This window comes from Candidatus Accumulibacter meliphilus, from assembly GCF_036625345.1.
GTDB classification, from domain to species: Bacteria; Pseudomonadota; Gammaproteobacteria; order Burkholderiales; family Rhodocyclaceae; genus Accumulibacter; species Accumulibacter meliphilus.
Window position 1 is genome coordinate 140,843 of record NZ_JAZKTZ010000007.1, and the last position, 19,314, is coordinate 160,156.

12 protein-coding genes are annotated in these 19,314 nt (G+C 64.4%); all 12 read right to left on the minus strand.

All coding sequences use genetic code 11. From position 1 onward, the window contains the following. Positions 1-121 precede the first annotated feature (121 nt). The 12 genes from pglZ to V5B40_RS15630 all read right to left on the minus strand — a co-directional run bounded on the left by pglZ (position 122) and on the right by V5B40_RS15630 (position 19,156). Positions 122-2,845, minus strand: a complete 2,724-nt coding sequence (pglZ, locus tag V5B40_RS15575; RefSeq protein ID WP_332355328.1) for a BREX-2 system phosphatase PglZ — start codon at positions 2,843-2,845, stop codon at positions 122-124. After that, positions 2,842-6,507: a phage resistance protein gene (locus tag V5B40_RS15580; protein WP_332355329.1), complete on the minus strand. Its 3,666-nt coding sequence runs from the start codon at positions 6,505-6,507 to the stop codon at positions 2,842-2,844. Before V5B40_RS15580 ends, pglZ begins: the two co-directional genes overlap by 4 nt. An 89-nt stretch (positions 6,508-6,596) precedes the next feature. Beyond that, a complete protein-coding gene (locus tag V5B40_RS15585; RefSeq protein ID WP_332355330.1) occupies positions 6,597-6,971 on the minus strand; it encodes a type II toxin-antitoxin system VapC family toxin in 375 nt (124 codons plus the stop codon). 3 nt (positions 6,972-6,974) lie between these two features. Next, positions 6,975-7,295, minus strand: a complete 321-nt coding sequence (locus tag V5B40_RS15590; RefSeq protein ID WP_291996283.1) for a hypothetical protein — start codon at positions 7,293-7,295, stop codon at positions 6,975-6,977. A 40-nt stretch (positions 7,296-7,335) separates the two neighbouring features. After that, a complete protein-coding gene (locus V5B40_RS15595; protein WP_332355331.1) occupies positions 7,336-8,658 on the minus strand; it encodes a hypothetical protein in 1,323 nt (440 codons plus the stop codon). Between the two features lie 145 nt (positions 8,659-8,803). Next, positions 8,804-10,153, minus strand: a complete 1,350-nt coding sequence (locus V5B40_RS15600; RefSeq protein WP_332355332.1) for a tyrosine-protein kinase family protein — start codon at positions 10,151-10,153, stop codon at positions 8,804-8,806. Further along, positions 10,153-10,608 (minus strand): hypothetical protein, encoded by a 456-nt coding sequence (locus V5B40_RS15605; RefSeq protein WP_332355333.1) that lies wholly within the window; start codon positions 10,606-10,608, stop codon positions 10,153-10,155. The genes V5B40_RS15600 and V5B40_RS15605 overlap by 1 nt, the downstream gene beginning before the upstream one ends. Further along, complete coding sequence (gene pglX, locus V5B40_RS15610) at positions 10,605-11,825, minus strand: BREX-2 system adenine-specific DNA-methyltransferase PglX (protein WP_332355334.1); 1,221 nt, start codon at positions 11,823-11,825, stop codon at positions 10,605-10,607. Before pglX (V5B40_RS15610) ends, V5B40_RS15605 begins: the two co-directional genes overlap by 4 nt. Positions 11,826-11,831: 6 nt before the next feature. Continuing rightward, on the minus strand, positions 11,832-12,080 hold the full coding sequence (locus V5B40_RS15615) for a PIN domain-containing protein (protein ID WP_332355335.1): 249 nt from the start codon (positions 12,078-12,080) through the stop codon (positions 11,832-11,834). Beyond that, positions 12,077-14,620 carry a BREX-2 system adenine-specific DNA-methyltransferase PglX gene (pglX, locus tag V5B40_RS15620; protein WP_332355336.1) on the minus strand — a complete coding sequence of 848 codons (2,544 nt, stop codon included), beginning with the start codon at positions 14,618-14,620 and terminating at the stop codon, positions 12,077-12,079. Before pglX (V5B40_RS15620) ends, V5B40_RS15615 begins: the two co-directional genes overlap by 4 nt. A gap of 33 nt (positions 14,621-14,653) precedes the next feature. After that, positions 14,654-18,910, minus strand: a complete 4,257-nt coding sequence (gene pglW / locus V5B40_RS15625; RefSeq protein WP_332355337.1) for a BREX system serine/threonine kinase PglW — start codon at positions 18,908-18,910, stop codon at positions 14,654-14,656. Next, on the minus strand, positions 18,911-19,156 hold the full coding sequence (locus V5B40_RS15630; RefSeq protein WP_332355338.1) for a helix-turn-helix domain-containing protein: 246 nt from the start codon (positions 19,154-19,156) through the stop codon (positions 18,911-18,913). Between the last annotated feature and the right edge of the window lie 158 nt (positions 19,157-19,314).

Genomic DNA, 19,314 nt, shown 5'->3' on the forward strand with positions numbered 1-19,314 from the left:
TTCCTCCAATCATCGACGGCGGTCCAGAAGTCCGCCAAGAGCTGTTCCAGCGAGTTAAAGAGGTAAGGCGCCTCCGCGTTTGCGCCTGGAACCCCCGGCGGTTTCCGCCGTAATCCGCCCCTCATCGCACCGTCACCCGAAACTGCCGCCCCAACAATTCCCGGTTCAGTTCCACCGTAGCCGCCGTTTCGTCGAGTACCAGTACCGCGGCTTGATCAAGGTTGAGCACGCGCCTGGCGGCATTGACAAAGCCACTGATGCGCATCGCGGGCATGCCAAGCCGCTGCGCAAGTGCTGCTTTGGAAAGCTTTCCGCCACGAGCCGCCAATGCCTCCAGCAAGGAGCGCACGTCGGCATCGCTCGGCGCCACGCGCGCCGCCAGTGCTTTCTGCGCCGCGTAGGCGGGCGACGCCTGAAGAGCGTCGATCCAGTTCACTGCGGGGTCGGGTGACGCCTCAGGTAGCGTCCCAGCGAACAGGTCGATCTGTGGTGTGGGCGCAGCCAGCGGTTTCGCTTTGGGCGGCTTCTTCGGGAGCACCGGCGTTTCAGGGCCTCCTGCTGGCAATGCGGCCTCCAGCGGCGCCCACCAATCTGGTTGTGGCGCTGCCGCGACCTGCCAGCCCTTCAGCACCATGTTGCGTGGTGTGAACACGCTCAGCGGCACGACGACTTCCTGTGCCGATGCCCCGCCGTGATAGCCGTTCTTCTTGGCTCCGTGGCGGACGCCTTCCGACCACGTGCAGACCACCGCATCGCCGGACGGCGTTCTCACGCGACCACCCTCGAAGAGCAGCTCGCTCGCGTCCGGCGTGCCCGACGGCAGCCGCCAGCGATCGCCTTCCCCCTGGCCACGCTGCACCGTGCCATCGTCGATCACATGTCCATGGTCGGCGGTGACCACCACCACCCGCCGCGCTCGACGTGCTTCGCCCAACAAGGGCCCAAGCAGCCGCAGATCGTCGATCGTCCAGCGCACCTGGATCTGGTTCGAGCCGCTCAGGTGGTCGTCGACGGCGTTGTAGACGACGGCCACCACCTGCTGCTGCGTCGAGGCAATGGCATCGCGAACCGTCGACGACAAGCCTTCGGCGTCTGAGAGATCGCCCTTGTGGAACAGCACCGGCTTGGTTCCGGCGCGCGACGCGCCGACGAGGGCAGGATGCGTCGCGAACGCGCTTTTCTCCTGCGCTGCTGCGCCGACCACCAGGCGGCCCGACAACAGGCTAGTCCGGCTCACTTCGGTAATCGTCGGTAAGGCGGCGATGCCGACCGCCAGTGTCATCGGCGCGCACGTGACCTGCTCATCCCAGCCCTGGGTCTCCAGGTCCTCGAAAAGCTCCCGAAAAATGGGGTAACTCAGTCCGTCGGCCACCAGCAACAGTACCGGGCTTTGCTTTGCCAGTGGGGCGAGAAAGCGTTCGACGATCGCTTCCACCGGCATGCATGCAGGCTCTGCCCGGGGCTCGCGATTCCAGACCTGCAGGGCTTTGGCAAAGCTTTGATTGAAGGCCTCGGCTTTTATGCGTGCCGCGTCGCGCAAGGCAACAAAAGCTGAAGAAAGGCCCGGCAGCTCGTCGCCGCCGAGCAGTTTGAACCGTGCCCAATCGACGAAAGCGCCTTGGTGGGCATAGCCTTGCGCGAGTTCGGCGAAGCCGCTTGCCTGACGCCCGCTCGAACCTTTGCTGTCTGGCCGCTCGGCCATCATCCATCGACACAGGCGAACGGCCATGTTCACGCGCAGCATGCGTGTGCTTGTCGGATCGGCATGGGCATGGCGTGTGACCGAATCGGTCGCGCCTTCGATGACCTGAAGTTGTGCCGTCGCCGGCCCGGCGATGAAGGCCTTGAGCGCATCCGCGAGTAGCGCAAGCCGCTGCTCCAGGCCGAGTGGAAGCACATCGCTCAGATGCGCGTAGGCATCGACATGCAGCTCGCGCAACAGCCACTCGGCGCGTTCGATCACCTCGTGACGCAAGGCCGGCGTCAAGGTCTTCAGGCACCTTGCCGCATCCTTCGCCCACGCGCGCCCCTCGGCAATGCCGATGCGCTTGTCCCCCATGAAGCGTTCGAGACGTATCGCGGCGGCGGCAAGCTCATGCACGCCTTCGCCCTGAGCGGACAACACCACGCCGCACACCAGTCCGAGCGGGACGGCATCCTGCGTGTTACCGGCCATTACGCAACACATGACCAGCCCGCCTACCGCTCCGGCCGAATCGCCAAACCAGGCGGCGATCGGCGCTTTGGCCTGATCGGGCAGAGCTTCGAAATACCCGGCCGAGTCGGCGCCCAGAGACCAGTTCAAAAGCATTGCCGCATCCGGCTTCGCTGCCTGCAGACTCAAACAGCGGCCAAGGACATGACGCCACGCCGTGTCCATATCGAGGAAACCGTTGGGCACGGGCGGATAGGCACCCATGCTGGAGCGCTCAACGAGCAGTTGCGCCATCCACCGGAAACGGCCGAGTCGCGCGTCGACCTCGCGCGCCTTGAAAAGCTGCTGCACCATGCCCCAGGCGTCGGGCTGAAAGACCTGCGCACGGGCCAGTCGCGCGACGACGTCGCCGCCCAGGTCGCGTGCAGACAGCGGCGTCAGCACGATGAGCCCTGCCCCGGCCTGCTCGTCGGCCCCCTCTTCCAGGCTGGACAGCGCTTCGCGAGCCATCAACGGACTTTCGCACCAACGCAGCCGGAACGGCCGGCCCGACAGCTTGATGGCGTCCGGCCACGCCGCCTTCGTCCTGGTCTGGATGGCGATGACTTTTGCGTCGCTCGCACGCTCCAGCACCGCGAGCGCCTGCGCCTCGATCTGCGGCAAGGTCAGCGGTCCTGCTGGTCCGGTCACTCGCTGCTCCCCGGCCGTTCGAGCCGCCACGAAATCGACAGCCGCAGGTCCGTGTCTTTGTCGAGTTTGGCGTGCAGATCGTCGAGCAAGGCCAGCGCCTGCGTGCTTTCAAGGTCAGCCGCCCTGGACTCCTCCACGATCTCCGGCGGCCTGGACGCCGGCTTGGGTGTTTTCGGCGGCAGTGGCGGGCCGAGAGGCGGTTGCGTCGATGCCACGGTCAGCAAGCGCACGGCCTTGCCACGCTGCTCGTCGAGCGCCGCCTTCAAGCCAATCGCATGCTCGTCGGCCGCCAGTGTCTCGCACACCTTGGCGACAATTGCTCGCGCCGCGGTTTGCCGCTCGTCGCTCAGCGTTTTCATCGCCTCGAAGATGTCCCAGGCTCCGGTGCGAACCGCTTCATCCAGTTCACGTGCCCTGGCCAGTGTCCGGCACATGGCGACCTCTGAGGTCTCGATCGTTGCACCGGCAAGGGTCGTAACCACTGCCGCGCTTTCGGCATTCAACAGCCCGGCAAGCAAGGCCAGCGCGGAACGTGCCGTCTGCAGGCGATGGTTGTCGCCAGCGACCGGGTACAAGGCGGACTTCTCGGTCAGCGTCTTGACCAGGCTGCCGATCGACTCCCGCGCCTCGCGCGCCCTGGCCTGCATTTCTTCGGCCAGCCTGGCGACGTTGCCCGCGTTGCGCGAGGTCGGGATGGTCAGGCCGAACAGCGCGGCGGCACGCTTGCAGGCGGTTTCCCAGTCGCCCGGGTCGGGCAGCGTCTGCTCGCGCAGTTCCAGGTCGTCCGGCATCTGATCGATGCTCGGCGTGTAGGGGACCTTGCCGCGCACGAAGCTGCGGTTGGTCTGCCCGGCGAAGCTGAGGATGATCAGGTTCTGCGCTTCGCTCGGCAAGCCCATCGCCAGCGGCTGGTCCAGCCACCTGCGCAGATTTCCCACCGTGATCGCGGCGCTCTCCTTGGCCTGCTCGCGGAGGAAGTGCGAGCGCCAGTGGTTGCCCAGAACGAAATGCGTCTCGCCAGTCTTGCCCAACTGCACCGGGTCGGCGATCGAGCGAATCAGTTGCCGCAGCACGCGGTCGCCGACCGGCGCGCGCCCGTCGGCGGTCGCGATGGCGCGCTCCAGTTCCGGCCACACTTTCTTTACGGCGGCCGGTTTCACTTCGGCATCGAAGACCGGATGCGCCGGGTACTGGTGTCTGAAGAGCTGGTCGAGCAGAGCTTCGAAGGCCGATTTGAGGTTCGCCCCGACCGGCGGCAGCGGCGTCAGCGTCTGGTCAAGCGAGCGAAACTGATCTTCGGGCGCCATCGGATTCACTACCGCATCGCGCGAGTCGCCGGCGATGCCGTAGGCGACCTCGATATACTGCCGAACGCGCTGCTGCAACTGGTCACGCTGGTTGCGCAGCAGCGCCTGCGCCGGTGCGCGATCGACCAGCGCCAGGTGGGCGGCCAGCTCGTTGAAGCGCTCCCCGGTCAGGATGTAGTCCAATACCACCAGGCGGCCCAGGTCATGCTGCGCCTTGCCGCTGAAGAAAGACGGCAACCACACCAGCGTCTGCGTGTCGTCGCCGCGATACTTCCCGAGACGAGCCAGGTCGTCTGCCGGGGTGAACGTCGAGTCGTCGAACGGGAAGTCGATGACCACCGTCCAGGTACCCGGGCGCCCACGCAGCTTGTCGTCCGACAGCTCGCGGACGTTCTCGAACAGCACCTCGACTTCGCGCCTGGTCCCGCGCCACAGCACCGTGTAAGTGGCGAACAGGTCGTTGCTGTCGGTCACGCCGAGTTGCTCGAACAGCATCTCGCGTACGCGGCGCCGACGGTTGCCCGGGTTGTCGCTGGAGGCCGCCGGCCCGCGCACGATGGGCTCGATGTCGACGCCGGTGACCTGGATCGAGATCAGCGAGTTGGTATCGTCGGTGACCTTTATCTCGCCGATGTCAGCCGCCCACTCCTTGCACTTGCGCAGCACGTCCTGGGTTTCGCGGCCGGGAATGGGCGAACGGATCGTGCCGTGGTTCAGTGCGGCCAGGCGTTGTGCCGTCAGGGCTTTCAAGGAATCGACTTCGGGAACCAGGGCGCTTAGGAGCAGCGTCTTGATCAGCCGCGCATCGTTGCGCAGCACTCGGGCCCTGGCCGGGTCGGCGTCGCCGATGCGGATGTTTTCCCAGGTCACGCCATGCTGCCGCTCCAGATGCGGCAGGAGCTTCTGTTTGTAGAGCCGCTTGGCGTTGTCGAAATGGATGCGCATCGCTTCCGAGAACGGCTCGTCGCCGTCGGCGATCACGTCGAAGAGGTCGCCGACCGGGATGATCTGGCCCAGTTCCAGGTCATCGCGCCGATCGACCAGCAGTTGCAGCATCAGCTTCAAGGCCGTGCGCTCACGCTGCAAGGCCTCCGATACGGCAATCAGGGTCTGCACCAGTGCCGGACTGAAGGGGTAGACCTTGCGGAACATCTCCTTGTCTGCGGTCTCGGTCAGCAAGGTGTTCCAGACCTCGGGCCTGACTTTCTGAAATTCGTCGAAGGCATTGCCCAGAGTCTGCCGGGCCGCTTCGGACAAGGGTTTGAGCAGCCGCTTCTCGGCAATCGCCGGCAGGTTGCGGTCTTCGAGCGTGATGCGATGGAAGCGCGCCTCCCAGTGGCGCAGCACGTCGCTGAACTGCAGTTGCAGCGAGCCGGCGAGGTTCTCGCCGACCAGTTCGCGCAGATCGCGTTGCCGCGCGACGAAGCTGACCAGTGGAATCGGCCGATCGGCGTTGCCGGCTTCGACCAGCTTGACGAGCTTGGTACCCTCGCTACTGACGAAGCTGACATCGGCCGCCCGGCTGGCCAGCCACAGGATCAGTTCATCGAGGAACAGGATCACCGCATCGTAGCCAAGCGCCCTGGCATGGCGACTCATGATGCTGAGGCCGTCGTCGAGCGGCACAAAGGCCTCGCCGCGGCTCTCGGCAACGTCGGCAATGGCCGTGAAGTAGCAGCTGATCAGATCGCCGACCAGGCGCACGCGGTCGTCGCCACTCGGTGGCTCGAGCATCGCGGCTTCAAAGCTCGTGGCATCCCAGCCGCCACTCAGCTCACCCCAGCCGCTGTCATCACCGTTGCCATCGTCCGACCCTGCGTTCAGATCACGGAAGAAGGCCTCGTCACCGAGACGCTCGCGCATGCGCACCGCGTCTTCAAAAAGGCGCTCCGACAGGTAGAAGCCCGGGATCGGCGCTTCAGGATGCCGCTTGCGCACGAACTCGGCGTAGCCACCGAGGATCGCCGACTCCATGCTGCGCGCGCCGATCATGTGATACGGCACGAGCAGGAACTTGCGGCCCTGCGTCCAGTTATTGTGCTGCGCCACGACGTCGGCCAGCTCGGGCAGCGAGCGAGCCAACACGTTGTTGTCGAGCAGCAGGTTGAGCACGGCCATGAAGTGGCTCTTGCCGGAGCCGAAGCTGCCATGCAGGTACGCCGCCTTGCTGCTGCCCCCCTGCACCGACTGCTTGATGAAGTTCAGCGCGTCATTGAAGCAGGCGTTGAGCTGCGGGGTCACGACGTAGTCGCGCAGCGTCGCTTCGGCATGTGCCACGCCCTCGGCCAGCTTCAGGACGAAGTCGCCCTGGTGCACCTGCTCCGGGATGGCGATCAGTTCTCTGATCAGGGGCATTTATTCTCTTTCTCCCAACGCGGCAGATCCGGAACCAGGCACGGGCCAGAGGCCGCCAAGCTTGGCGGAAGGCGACTTCGCAGGTGGCATCAAAGTGGAATTTCGCTCAGTGAATCGACGCGAAGGCCGGGAATCCAGTCGAAATCTCTGACGTTCCGTGTCGCCAATTGCAGCCCGTGTTCGAGACAGGTCGCGGCGACCAGGGCATCGCCGAGCGTCATTTTCCGCTGCCGTCGCAGACTAATGGCGAGACTGACGGTTTGCGGCCCGATCTGATACTCGTCGAATGCACCCAACAAGGCTTGCAGCAACTTTTCCTCGTCGGCACCAAGGCGATGATAGCCAAGCGTTTCGATACGCGTAACGAGCGAAATTGCGGGCAGATTATTCAGTAGCCAGTCCTGTAGTGGATGACCCGGTCGTGCTACGGCGCGAATCAGGATATTGCTGTCAGCCAGCCACATGGCTCAGTCCTCGCGCCCCGGTTGTGTGGGCTCGGCGCGTTGCTCCCGCTGCCAGTCGGCGGCGTCGTCGATATGGGCAAACATTCCGGCCTGCGCAACGGCGTCCAGCGCCTGACGCATGGCTGCCTGACGCTCAGTGCGCTGGGTTTGCGGCGCGGGGGTCGGCGTTTCATCATCCAAAAGCAATATCATCCGCGCATGACGGCCGTAGAAGGCCTGGCAATCGGGAGGCAGCAAGATGCTGCCCTGGGCCGAAATCGTGGTTTCGAGTTCTATAGCTTGCATGCGAAAACTCCTTTGTTCAATTCGCCCGGCTGCAAACACTTAACGGTCGATCTGCATTGCCGATAGGCAAGTAAGCGTCTCATCTCAACGGCTTGACCCCGCCACGACGGCCGAGACCAAATGCAATGCGGTACACGTCGGGCATCTGCACGCGACCATCGGACAGGCGCTTGATCAGCCCTAGAGACTCCAAATCACTCAGCACGCCTTCAACACCCTCGTCGAGCTTTTGGGGCGGAAGTTTCACGCCAAGTCCAGACTGCTTCAGTCGGTCGCGCAATTGTTGCAGCGTCTTGTCGTTGTTCCAGAGCACTTCCACATCCTTGGCCGTACATGGGACGGTTAGCCTGCCCTTGAGCGGCTGCATCACGATCTCCACCCACGGGTAGTCTTCCCGGGTGATCTCATTGACCCGGATCTGCGACGCAGCCTGTACTCCAGACTGAATAGCCTTGTAGTCGAGAGGAAGGCTAGTGGCATCGGACGTCTTGTCTGCAGCGAGTCGAATCGCCGCAAAGAAGCTTCGCGGGCTGACTTGATCGAGTCCGTCTTGAAGGTGGTTGACGAGCCAGGTGTAGGGTTTGCCGCGCTTGTATCCACTGGGTCCCGACGCCATGGCCTTGCCAGCAAGTTGTATGAAGGCCTGCTCCTGAACTGCCTCGTCCGTGCGCAAGGACAATGGCAATACCCACGCATCAACCGAACTTGTCCAGGCCAACCCTAAACTGTCTTGACACACTTGCCGGAATTCTCGTCCACCGTTATTTGCATTGCCCATGCATTGGAACAATAGGGCATAGAGGTCGGCCCGTCGCCATACCAAAGCCGCCTTGCGCGCGAGCAACTTCGAGGCATCCGGGAAACCGATGATTTCGCGGTCCTGCAGCATGTCAGGGCGCACGAAAACCTTGAGGCGGATTCTTTTCGTTGCACGGACATCCAGCGCAATCTGCAGCAGTCCTTTCGCCAAGGGACGAATGGTGGCCCACTCGTCCCCCAGTCGATCCAGGGCGTCAAACAGTATGACAAGGGTCTTGCCATCAGTTTGCAGCGCTTGATCAGCTTTCAGCAGGAGTTCATCGAAGTCTTCTGCGTTCGATCGGACCCACTGAACTCGATCTCGCCACTTGGCTGCCGCTGGAAAGGGAGCCCCAAATTGCGCCTTGTGGGCGAGAACGGCGCGCCAGATGGCCCGCGCCGAGTAGCCTGCCTCCACAAGCTCCGCTAGAACCTCCTGGCTCGGAGCGTCCGTTGACGATGGCTGCGCACCAAACCCCTGCTCGACTTTCACCTGGTCGCCAAAACGCGTCTCTGGAAAGGCGGCACCGATGAACTTGCGATGTGGTTCGGATGAAAGATGCGCCCACCAGAAGCTCTTCCCTGAACCACGGATCCCCTCCACGACGCTTACGTCCGGATCCAGGGCCTTGGCGTGGCTGGGAGGTACGTAAGTAAACGCGGGCTCACGATCTGGATCAGCGCCCGCGTGATCGACTTCAGGCAGTGATTCCCTCAGCGCTTGTCTTAGTCGTTCCGCCTCCCGCATCTCAGCCTCCCGATACTGCAGAAATCACTTCTTGAAAAAAGGGACCGAACGCCAGCTCGATATCCGTGTTGTCCGCGCCCCCATCTTCAACTCGAAGCAGCGGGTCGAACTCCTGCAACCTGGGGCTCCATCGCACGCGCCATGGAAAGTGCGGTGCAGCCTGGTCATTCATGTCGAACGTAAACGCATCGGTGGGGGTTGTGTCGCCCGGCTCGATCTGGTCATAGAGATGGTCAGCAAACAGGTCGTACGACTGCTGCACAAATCGTGCGGCTCTCGCCGCCTGATCAGTCTCCGGGAACAACGCCTGGACGATGGCAAGTCGCGATCGGATGTGCCGCAGGACTTCCGGCCGGTGTTGCCAGTGGGCGAAAAGCTGCCGGTAGCCTTGCCAGTTTTGCGGAGAGTTGGTGGCGAAAAGCAGTGCCACCGTTGCCAGGCCAGCGATGGATACCGCCGCCACATCATGAAGGCCGGCACGGCTGTCAATCAGCACAACATCCGGTTTTTCCTGGGCCTCGAGAGCCTCCACAACGCGCTGCATGCGTTGCGCGAATCGCTGCACACCACCACCGGGATTGGGCACATCGGCATAGACACGCGCAAGTTTTGCCAAATAGGCGGTCTCGCCGTTGCCCATCGCGGCAGCAACCCGAATAGACCCCGTCGACTGCTCTGCGAGCGGGCTGTCCGAAACAAGGTCAAACAAGACGTCATCAGCTTGACCGACGGCATCCTCGACAAACCAGTCCACCAGTCCAAAAGGCGCCACTCGCTCTTCCGGGAGCAACAACCCAGACAGGCCGGGCGATTCGAGGTCAAAGTCAATCAGCAAGACCCGCTTGCCGTCGCGCGCCAGGCGATATGCCAGCATGGCCAGCGCAGTCGATCGACCAACGCCTCCTTTGAGCCCGTAGAACACGATTCGCGGCGGGTGCGCGGCCCCCGATTCGCTCGCTTCGGTGCGCAGCCAGTCCTGGCCAGTGACCTGCCTGTCAAGCAAGCGCACTGGAATCTCCGGGGCCAGGCCGCCCTCCTCCTCTTCGTCCTCAACATTGCCTACCACAAGGGTCTGATGCCAGTCAGGATGCGAGAACAAAGCGTCGGCATCCGAGAAGTCGTCGCGAAATAGAACCCGCTCCGAGGTTGCAAACGCCCCAAGTTGAGCAGTGCGAGACTCGAGTTGCAGGCGGGCAGGCTCCGGGTAATCTGCGCGCTCGGCATTGACGGCAAACCGGAGTCGGCCGTAGACATCTCGCACCAGACCGACGGGCCACTGCACAGGCAGCCCGGCATCGGTTGCCGCCAGCGCCGCAATACGCAAGGCGTCGTTGAATCTAACGATTTTCATCACAGCACTCCATCTGCAGTAGCTTGATCCAGCATGGCATCGACCTCCCGGGCCGCCAGTTCCCAAGCTGACAAGGATGCCAGAGGCAGCGCCGACTCCCGCCAGTATCGGTGATCGACGTGCCAATCTTGCAGCGCAGCGAGACTCGGCATCCGTGCCTGAAAGCTACCCACGAGTCGGCCATCGGGCAGTGTCGCGATGGCCGAGATCAGCGTTGCCAGTTTCGGCAGGTGCTCACGGAACCCGCTCGCCTTCAGGATGTTTCCGTCCTGGTCAACTGACGCGCCAGTCGCGACAAGCAAGGCCTTGAGACCGCACTCGACCGAAAATCCCAATAGCTGTCCAGCATTCGGTGCACTCTCGGCGTGCATCAGCACCGACGCGTCAGCAAGATGACGACGTGCAGCCGCTTTGTAGTCCACGGGCCTTTGCGCTGCCGGTGTAGCAAAACTCATTGCTTGGCCTTTCTCCGTCCTCGTCTGGCAGCGGTAGCCGCCGGCTTCCAGGCGTGAAGGTTATCGAGCGTGAATTGCAGCGCTCGCGCCTCGTCGGTGACGAAGCTCTCGTAGTAGTCGCCCATGCGCGCGCCGAAATCTGGGTTCATGTCGTTGTGCCATTGCTTGAGCCAGGGGACCAGTTCCAGCAAGCCGGCGAGCAGGGGTTGCAGGCGTTCGCGGCTCCAGCCCTCGTTTTCCTTCATGTCGATGAAGTACGCGGCCAGGGCGGTGGCCTGCTGCAGATGGTCCCAGCCGGCCCAGGCGATGAGCAGGCTGCCGTCGGCGCCACGTTCGCAGCCGGGGTAGCTGATCCAGCGCTCCTTGGGCACGTCCAGGCCGCCGCGCAGGCGCCAGAAGTCGGTCTTCAGGAAGTCCCTGCTCTGGTACTTGGGCGGCACCGGGATCTTGCCGACGCTGCGGATCAAATCTTCGCCTGCATCTTCGCGGCGCTGCAGGGCCCAGGTGTCTTCCCACTGGGCACGTTTGCGCAGTCCGGTGTCGGTGTAACGCAGCACAGGTAGGAAGGGGACCGACTCGGCGGCGACGAGTTTGGCGACGAGCTGATTGACGTCGAAGTCGGCATGGCCGGCGTACAGCGCGGCGAGCTGCATCAACTCGGCATCGCGCCCGGCGGCGTCGGCGAGCCGGCTGGTGGACAGCAGCTGCGGAGTGGCGTCGCTGCCGCTGCCGTCCAGGCGCGGCCAATAGCGAGGAGACTCCAGGCGGGCCAGCAGCCAGTCGCGCAGCGCGGCCTGCTCCAGCGAATCCCACGCCGGCATGTTCCAGCGACGTTTGTACTCGGGGCGCTCGATCAGGCCGATGTTGCGGTCGTTCCCGATCAGGTCGATGCGCCGCTGTACGACCTGGCGGTAGCCCTCGGGCCAGCGGACCGGGATCTCGGTGACGGGTATCGAGCCGTGGCGCTCGAACCACGTCGTGGTCTCGGTGCCGGCGGCGATGCGGCGGGCCAGCACGATTTCGAAGGCGCGCTCGCCGAGGGCCACCTCGGGCGGCGTCGGGTGCTCGTAGGCCGAGGCATCGCCGCCGGCCGGCAGCAGGCCGTAGAGGCGGTAGCAACGCCAGTCGAGTTCTTCCTGCGCGGCGACCATCTGGCGGCGAAGGCCTGCAGCACGGGCGCGGGCGGTGTCGAGACTCTCACGGGTGTGCAGGGTCATGGCGCCTCAGACATTGGTCGGCAGTAACACGCCATTCAGTTCCCGATAAAGCGGAAACTGGCCGTCAAAACTGAGCAATTTCGCCTTGAAATGCAAGGCTGTCGCGATAATCAGCCGATCCTGCGGATCCTTGTGATGCTCTGGCAGTGCGACCGCTGCTGCGCCAATTCGGTGGGTGACTGGCAGAAAGCGAACAATTCCGGCCTGCTCCACGTGTTCGAGCCATTCGTCGAAACTCAAGTCGAGTACGATCATTCCTCGATTCCCCACTCGGCGGGAGAAACGGAACACATGACATCGCCAAGCTCCCTGACCTTGCCGGCAAGTTGCGGCGGCGGCGCGCGGCGGCGAGACGGCCCGGCGGGTTCCTGGTCGGGGCAGGACGACGCGAGTAGCGCCGCCGGGCTGAGGGCGGCGAGTTCCTGGGCGAGGTGGTCGAGGGTTTGGGCGAGATCCAGTGGACGCTGGTCGGTCAGCGGGAACTCGGCCACGTTGCTGGCATTGAACGCGTAGCGAGCCTCCCATGCCTCGTTCTGGACACCGCGGCCGATGCCGCTTCCTGCCTTGTCCTGGCAAACCTGCTTCAACCAGAAACACGCCACCGACGAATTGAGCAGCCCGAGCAGCCCCAGGTGCTCGTCCTCGCTGGCGCCGGCGGGCAGCTTGATCACCGGCGCTGTCTGTTTGAAGACCTTGCCGCCGTGGTCGAGCACGAAGTGGTTGTGCGTAGCGACCTCGGCAAAACCAATGCTCAAGGGAACACGGAATCGTTCCCGTTGAAAGCGACTCCATTCAAACCACGTAAGGCCGATCTCTTCATGAGTCCCGCCGGGCTCACGACGCATAGCGAGGAAAGGTTTATAGAGCCAGAGGTGCCGCTCAGCTCTGGAGCCGATTTCAAGTGCCGCGGTCAACTGATCGTCATATGGAAACAGCAGCTGAGTGTCGGATGTGGCACGCCAGTCTCGAACTACATCGCCTTCAACGAGCGGTACCACGCTACGAGAAGCGATTCCGCGTCGTTGCCAATCGGTCCTGCGGCCGAAATAGGCATCGTCCGCCCCGGTATGAGTAACTCGACCAATTGCGGTCGTCTGCGAGCCAAGGCGTTTCTCACAAGTTTCAAGCAATTCCTTTACCTTGGCCGCTCCACCACCGGAGATGCTCCACGGATGCTTGGCGAACACTTCGCGCCCCGTGTTGGCCACGCTGACGAAGTCGCTCGCCGACCCTGCCCGATCGATCTGCCCAACGATCGCCGACCATACTAGCCCTTGTGCCGGATCGTCCGGCGTGCTCGGCTCGCCCTTAATGCCCATCACCGTACGTACGGCTTCGCCCACCGGCGTCCGGTGCCGGCCGAACAGGATGACCGTTGGCGTCCCATGCCCAGGAATGTAAGCGCCCGAGGTGTCGACCACGTGGCTCAGGTCGAGCCGCGGCAACACTTCCTCAATGAGTTTACTGCCGAACTCTCGCTTCATGAACGAGTTGGCGGTGATCAGACCCACGAAGCCAGCGTCCTGGCCGTCATGCCCACTAAGGGCCAATTCGAAGAAGCGCTCGGTGAATGGAGCTCCGAGTGAATACAACATGTGGCAACTGGCGTATTGTCGGCGATACGCCGCGTTCAGCGCTGCGTCGCGCACGACGATGTACGGCGGGTTGCCGACCACCGCGTGGTACTGGCGGCCGAGAATCTCCTGCACTTCAGCCAGGTCTTCGCTGGCGTAGGCATGCGCCAGGCCGGTATCGGCAAAATGTTCGGCACCCTGGAACATGTCGTCCGTGGCAGTCAGTCCAAAGCGCGTGCCGTGCAGCAGGCTGTCGCCAATGGCGACATGAATCCTGAAATCCGGCGCCTCGGCGATTCGCTGCACATCGCAGGCCTGCAGTGCGGCCAGCAGCAGGCGGAAACGCGCGATGGCGACGGCGAACGGATTCAGGTCAACGCCGGCCACCGCATCCAGCGCCTTCTGGGCCACGTCGCGACGATTGCGGCCGGGCTCCTTGCTTGCCCACTCCTCGACCAGGCGATGGAAGCCGCCCAGCAGGAAGTGCCCCGAGCCGCAGGTGGGATCGATCATGCGCACTTGGCGATAGCCGAACTCGTTGATCGCCGGGGTGAGCGTCCGGTCGAGGATGAACTCCTCGACGAACTCGGGCGTCTGCAGCAGCGCATAACGCTTGCGCGCGGCCTCGCTCAGATCCTGGTACAGATCGCCAAGAAAGCGGGTGTTCCAGGCCGGATCGGTGAAGTCGCGAATCAGCGCCCCGGAATCGGCGGCAACCTCCTGCCAGAACTGCATCACCGCCATCGCGGCATCGCCGCTGATGCCGAGGCGAAAAACCGGGTTGTGGGCGCCGTCGAAGAAAGTGTGCAGGCCCGGCAAGGCGCCGGCCTCACTGAAACACTCGATCAGGTAGTCGCGGTCGTTCTGGTGCGGGTGTCCGCGAAAGTAGGCGTCATGCCGGTCGCGTGCCAGGGCCAGCCGGCCCGACTGCGGCGTGCCGCCGATCCATGGCCGCTCCACCAGCGCGTTGTCTTCGATGAAGCGCAAAAACACGCAGCTCAGTAGCCAGTGCACCCCGGCCTGGGTGATGACCTGCCCGGCCCAGGATTCGAAAGTCTCGGCCGTGCGCCCGGCGTCACGCGCCGCCTGCCACTCGGCCTGAAGCTGGATGCGCAACTCCGGCACTTCGCTGGCGTGGCTGAGCGCGCGTTCGCGCAGGTCGTGTTCGAGGCGCTTGAGCAGGCGGGTCAGGTCAGCGAGCAGGATTTTGGCATCGATCATCGGAGGGCTTCAATTCGTGCGCAATTTCTGCGTTCAAGCCGCGGCGGCGGCGGCGGGTGCACGATGCAGGTTCCTGGCCCAGGCGACGGGAACATTCGCCCACTGGCTGGAAGTGATGACCGGTACGGGGACATCGTCGATGGTCGGCAGACCGGTGGCCGCCATCGGCAGCAGCATCCACAGGCTGGCGAGCTTGCCCGGCCGGCCGACCTCGTCGCGCAGGTCGGTGATCAGCGGCATCAAGTCATAACGGGCGAGCAGACCGGAATTGACCAGCAGCACCGGGGCGGTGGCTTCGAGGAGCGCCTGCTTTACCTGCGGCAATGCCTTGTGCACCAGGCGCATCAGACGGCTCCAGTCGCTGCTGGCGGGGGCGGGGGTGGCGGCGTCGGCCATCAGCACGACATTCCAATTGACCTTCAAGACTGCGGCCTGCTGGCGCAGGGCCTTGAGCATGAGCGCCTCGAAACTCAGCCGCTGACGGCCGAAGCGGCGCAGCAATTCGGCTTCGACAGGGTGCGCCAGCCGCGGCTCGACGGTCAGCACGAGAAGGCCACCCGCCTTTTGCGCATGGGCGAGGCGTTCTTCCAGCTTTTCTGCCTCGATGGCAGCGGCGGAGGTCTCGTTGGCGCCAGCATCCGCTGCCGGCAAGGCGCGTTCCATGGCCGTGGTGGCGCGGGAGTATTGCGTGGTCGTACCCGCCGACGGGCCGAGCGCTTGCGTCGAGGGCAGGTAGCCCGGACCGGCCGGGGCATCGTCGCTCCACACCAGCAGCGCCCCGACGTCGGCCAGCAGTGTGTCGAGGAGTGGGCGGCGCGGCAGCGGCTGTGCTTCCGGGTAACGGCCGGCAACGCGATCCTGCACATCCTTCGGCTTGAGAAAACGCACCCCCATCAGCGCGCCGAGCGACTGGCGCAAGGCCAGAGAAGCGGCCATGCCGCGCGGATAGATTTCCTGCCGGCTGGACAGCGCCGCGCGCAGCGCTGCGGCGGTGGCCAGGCGCAACAGGCGCTGCGCCGAAAGCGCCGGATTGGCCTCCGGCGCGGACACCGACTGCAGGGTTTCGAGGGCTCGCTGCGGGGTCAGCAAGGGTTCGGCTTGCGCACAGGCGTCTGCCGACGCGCCGAGCCGGCGGGCGTATTCGGCGAGTTCTGCGGAAACGGCGATCAGCGGCAGGGGGCGGTGCTCGAACTCCTGAAAACGCAGACGCTCCAGATGGGCTTCGGCTTCGCAACAGGCGCGAACGACGGCGGTGGCCAGACGCATCCGCTCGGCGTCGTCCTGCGACGCGCAGCCACGCATGGCGAGCAGCGCCGACGCCAGCTCGGGTACCGTCATCACCCCGCCCTGGGTGGAAAGCAGGCTTTCGAAGTGGTTGCGCAGTTCGGTGAGCTGCGGCGTTTTCAGCCAGCGCTCGCGGGCTTTCAGCAAGGCGGCGGAAAGCTCGTTGCGGTCGATCGCCAGTGCGCTGGCGGCAACGCCCAGCGGCGTCCACAGGGGCGATGGCGTGCATGGGGTCGAAGCTTCGGCCTCTTCCAGGCCGAGGTAGATGGCCAGTGCGGCTTCTTCGACACGATCGTCGCCGGCCGGGCGACGTGGCAGCAACTGCGCGGCCAGCTCGTTGACGCTGATGGCGCCGGCCGCGGCCGCATCGTCGTCGACCTCGTGCAGCGTTGGGCGGCCTTGCACGAGATCCGGCCGGATGGCCGCCAGCGCTTTGGCCTTGAGGCGGATTTCCTTGCGGATACGATCGCCGACGCCGCGCAGATAGCGGAAGCGGACGCGATCGACGGCCAGCAACTCGCGCGCGTTGTGGATGGCCATCGCTTCGAGCACGTTCTGCGCTTCGACGCTGTAGCCGAGTTCGGCCATGTTGGTGCTGGCGGTGGCCAGGCGCGCGACGGCTTCGAAGGGGTCAGCCGACTGCTGGCCTGCCGACGCGCCCGCCTCGAAAATGTGGCGCCAGTCGCGCAGCATCTCTTCGGCATTGTCGAAGCGCTTCTGCGGATTGCGGTTCAGCGCCTTGGCGAAGAAGGTGGTGAAAGCGTCGCGCAACAAGGGGTCGAAACGCTCGCTGGCCAGCGTCGCTTCGCAATCGAGCATCGACGGCTGTGTCTTGCCATCGCCCCAGCGCGGCAGCACACCGGTGAGCATTTCGTGCAGGGTGACGGCGAGCGCAAAGCGCTCCGCCTGCAGGTCCCAGCGCGCCGGTTTGCGCAGCGAGAGGAAGGGGTCGAGGTAGGGGTGGGTGCCGGCGGCGATGTTTTCGGCCGAGCTGCTGGTAAGCGAGAAATCGAACAGCACCAGTTGCAGCTTGCCGCGGGAGCCGGCCTGCGACATGCCGATGTTGTCGGGCTTGATGTCGCGGTGGGGGACGCCTTGCTGGTCGAGGTAGTCGACCGCCTGAATCAGCTGTTCACCGAAACGTTGCAGCAGGTCGAGCGACGGGCGGGCTTCTTCGCGGATGCCGAATGCCAAGGTCTTTTCGCCGGCCTGGTGCATGAGCAGTGCCGTCCGACCATTGACGGTAAGCGTGCGCTGCCACTCGACGATGTTCGGATGACGAAGCTTGGCGAGCGCTTCGCCCTCGGCGCTGAGACGGTCATTGAGGCTAGCGTCGAGGGCGACCTTGAGGATCAGCTCTTCGCTTCTGGCGTCCTCGCGGACCAGCAGCACGTCGGCCGACGAGCCCCGGCCCATTTTGCGGATAACCGTGAAGCCGCCTTCGATGCGTTCGTCGGGTTTGGCACCGGCCGGATCGACGGTGGCCTCGGGCTCCGGAGTGGTCAGTTCATCGACGACCTTGTCGAGATCCTGCAGGAACTCGTCGATGCTGCCGTAGCGGCCCATCACGTCGGGATGGGTGCTGTACTGGATGAGGTCCTGCAGCTGCTTGCCGCAACCGTCCAGCACATCCGACAGGCGCAGGCCCTGGCCGATACGCAACTTTTCGGCGAGATCGAGCACCGAGCTTGCCGGCGGCCGGCCGGAGAAGACGTGATAGCTGATCGCACCGAGGCTGAAGACGTCCAGGCTGGGGCCGTGCTGCGCCTCGGACTGCGAGGTTTCCGGAGCCAGATAGACCAGGCCGGGGTCCTCGACATACTCCTCGACGTGCATGGTGCCACCGACGGTGCGCCGCGCCGGATCGACGCTGTCGCTGCCTTGCGTGCCCTCGCGCGTGCCCGTCTGCCAGTTCATGATGCGCGGCCGTGGCGTTGCGCCGGCGACATCCTGAACGAGGATGCTCTGCGGACACAGGGCGCGGTGGTAGAGGCGCTTCTGGTGGGCGTGCTTGAGCGTCTCGGCCAGGTCACGGACGATCTGCAGGCGCTGGTCTACGTTGAGCAGTTGGCCTCTCTCGCGCAGCAGGAAGTCGAGCCGGATGGCCCTGGGGTCGTGATCGAAGATCAGCGCCGGGCCGAGTTCGCTGTCCTGGTAGTCCTTGACCTTGACGATGCCGGGGTGATCGATGCCTTCGAGAATCTGGAACTCGCGCTGCGCCTGGCGAACCAGCGACTTGCGCGCATCGGCAGTGGCGGCAGCAGCGACCGTGTAGACGCGAATACGCCGGCGCACGGCCTCCATCGCGGTATGCGTGCCTTCCCAGTCCTGGTAGGCGCCTCCTTCCGACAACAGCGCGCCGAGCTGGTAATCGGCCACCTTGCGATGCTTGTTCGAAGGCCTGATGCCGGCCTCTGCCATGGCCCGGGCGAGCACGCGGGCGTGTTGATGATCGACGCGGCTGAGCTGAATCGCGCGGCCACTGGCGGTTCCGTTTTGTAGCGCGTCGATGATCCCGGTATCGGACTCGCTGTCCGGCTGACCGCGGAGATAGGTGCCCGAGCGGGCCGTGCCACCGAGTTTGCAGTCAAGGCTGGTGGCCGACAGGAAGATCAGCGGCTCGACAAAGGGCAAGCGCAGCTTCGCCTTGAATACCGATGGCTGCCGCCGCAACAGGCTGGCCAGTCGCTTCGACTTGCGGTTGGCGAGGATCAGCGGGTTGTCGTAGGCCCGTTCACGACCGTCGGTGACCCACAGCCAGGTGTGCGCGTCGCCCGTGACGACGCCGGGCCGGCTCTTGATCTCGATGAGGAAGAGACCCGCCGGCGTGAGGATCAGCGCGTCAACCTCGTTGACCTTGCCCTCCTCGTCGATGAATTCAAAGTTGGTCCAGGCGTGCCAGGGTTCGCGATCGGGAAGCTGCTTGCGCAGCCAGTCCAGTGCCTCGCGCTCCCAGGCGAACTGCGACTGGGCGACGGCCTGCCAGCGACTGAGGCTCATGGGCATTCAGGTCGCTCCGGCAGTCGGCAGGTTGTCGTTTTGCGGAGGCTCGTCCGGAACGATTTCCAGCAAATCACCGAGCCCGCAGCCGAGGGCCGTGCAGATTCGCTCCAGCGCGGCGAGATCGACCCGGGTCGCCCGATCGCGCGTCAATGCAGCCACCGTGCTGCGATTGACGTGCGCCAGCCGCGCCAACTCGGTCGTTTTCAGCTGGTGGCGGCGCATCAGTTCGACGAGGTGGCAACGGACCATGAAATCTCGATTTATGGCGGGGTGCTGCGCAGAGTAGCACAGCAACCCTCAGCAGTGGCACCTCGCGGCCGTTCGACAAGCCGAAGTCCGGGCGAATCGCCGTGAAGGTGATCAACCAACTGGGAGACGAGGTGATGAAGGTAGTGAAGGTAGTGAAG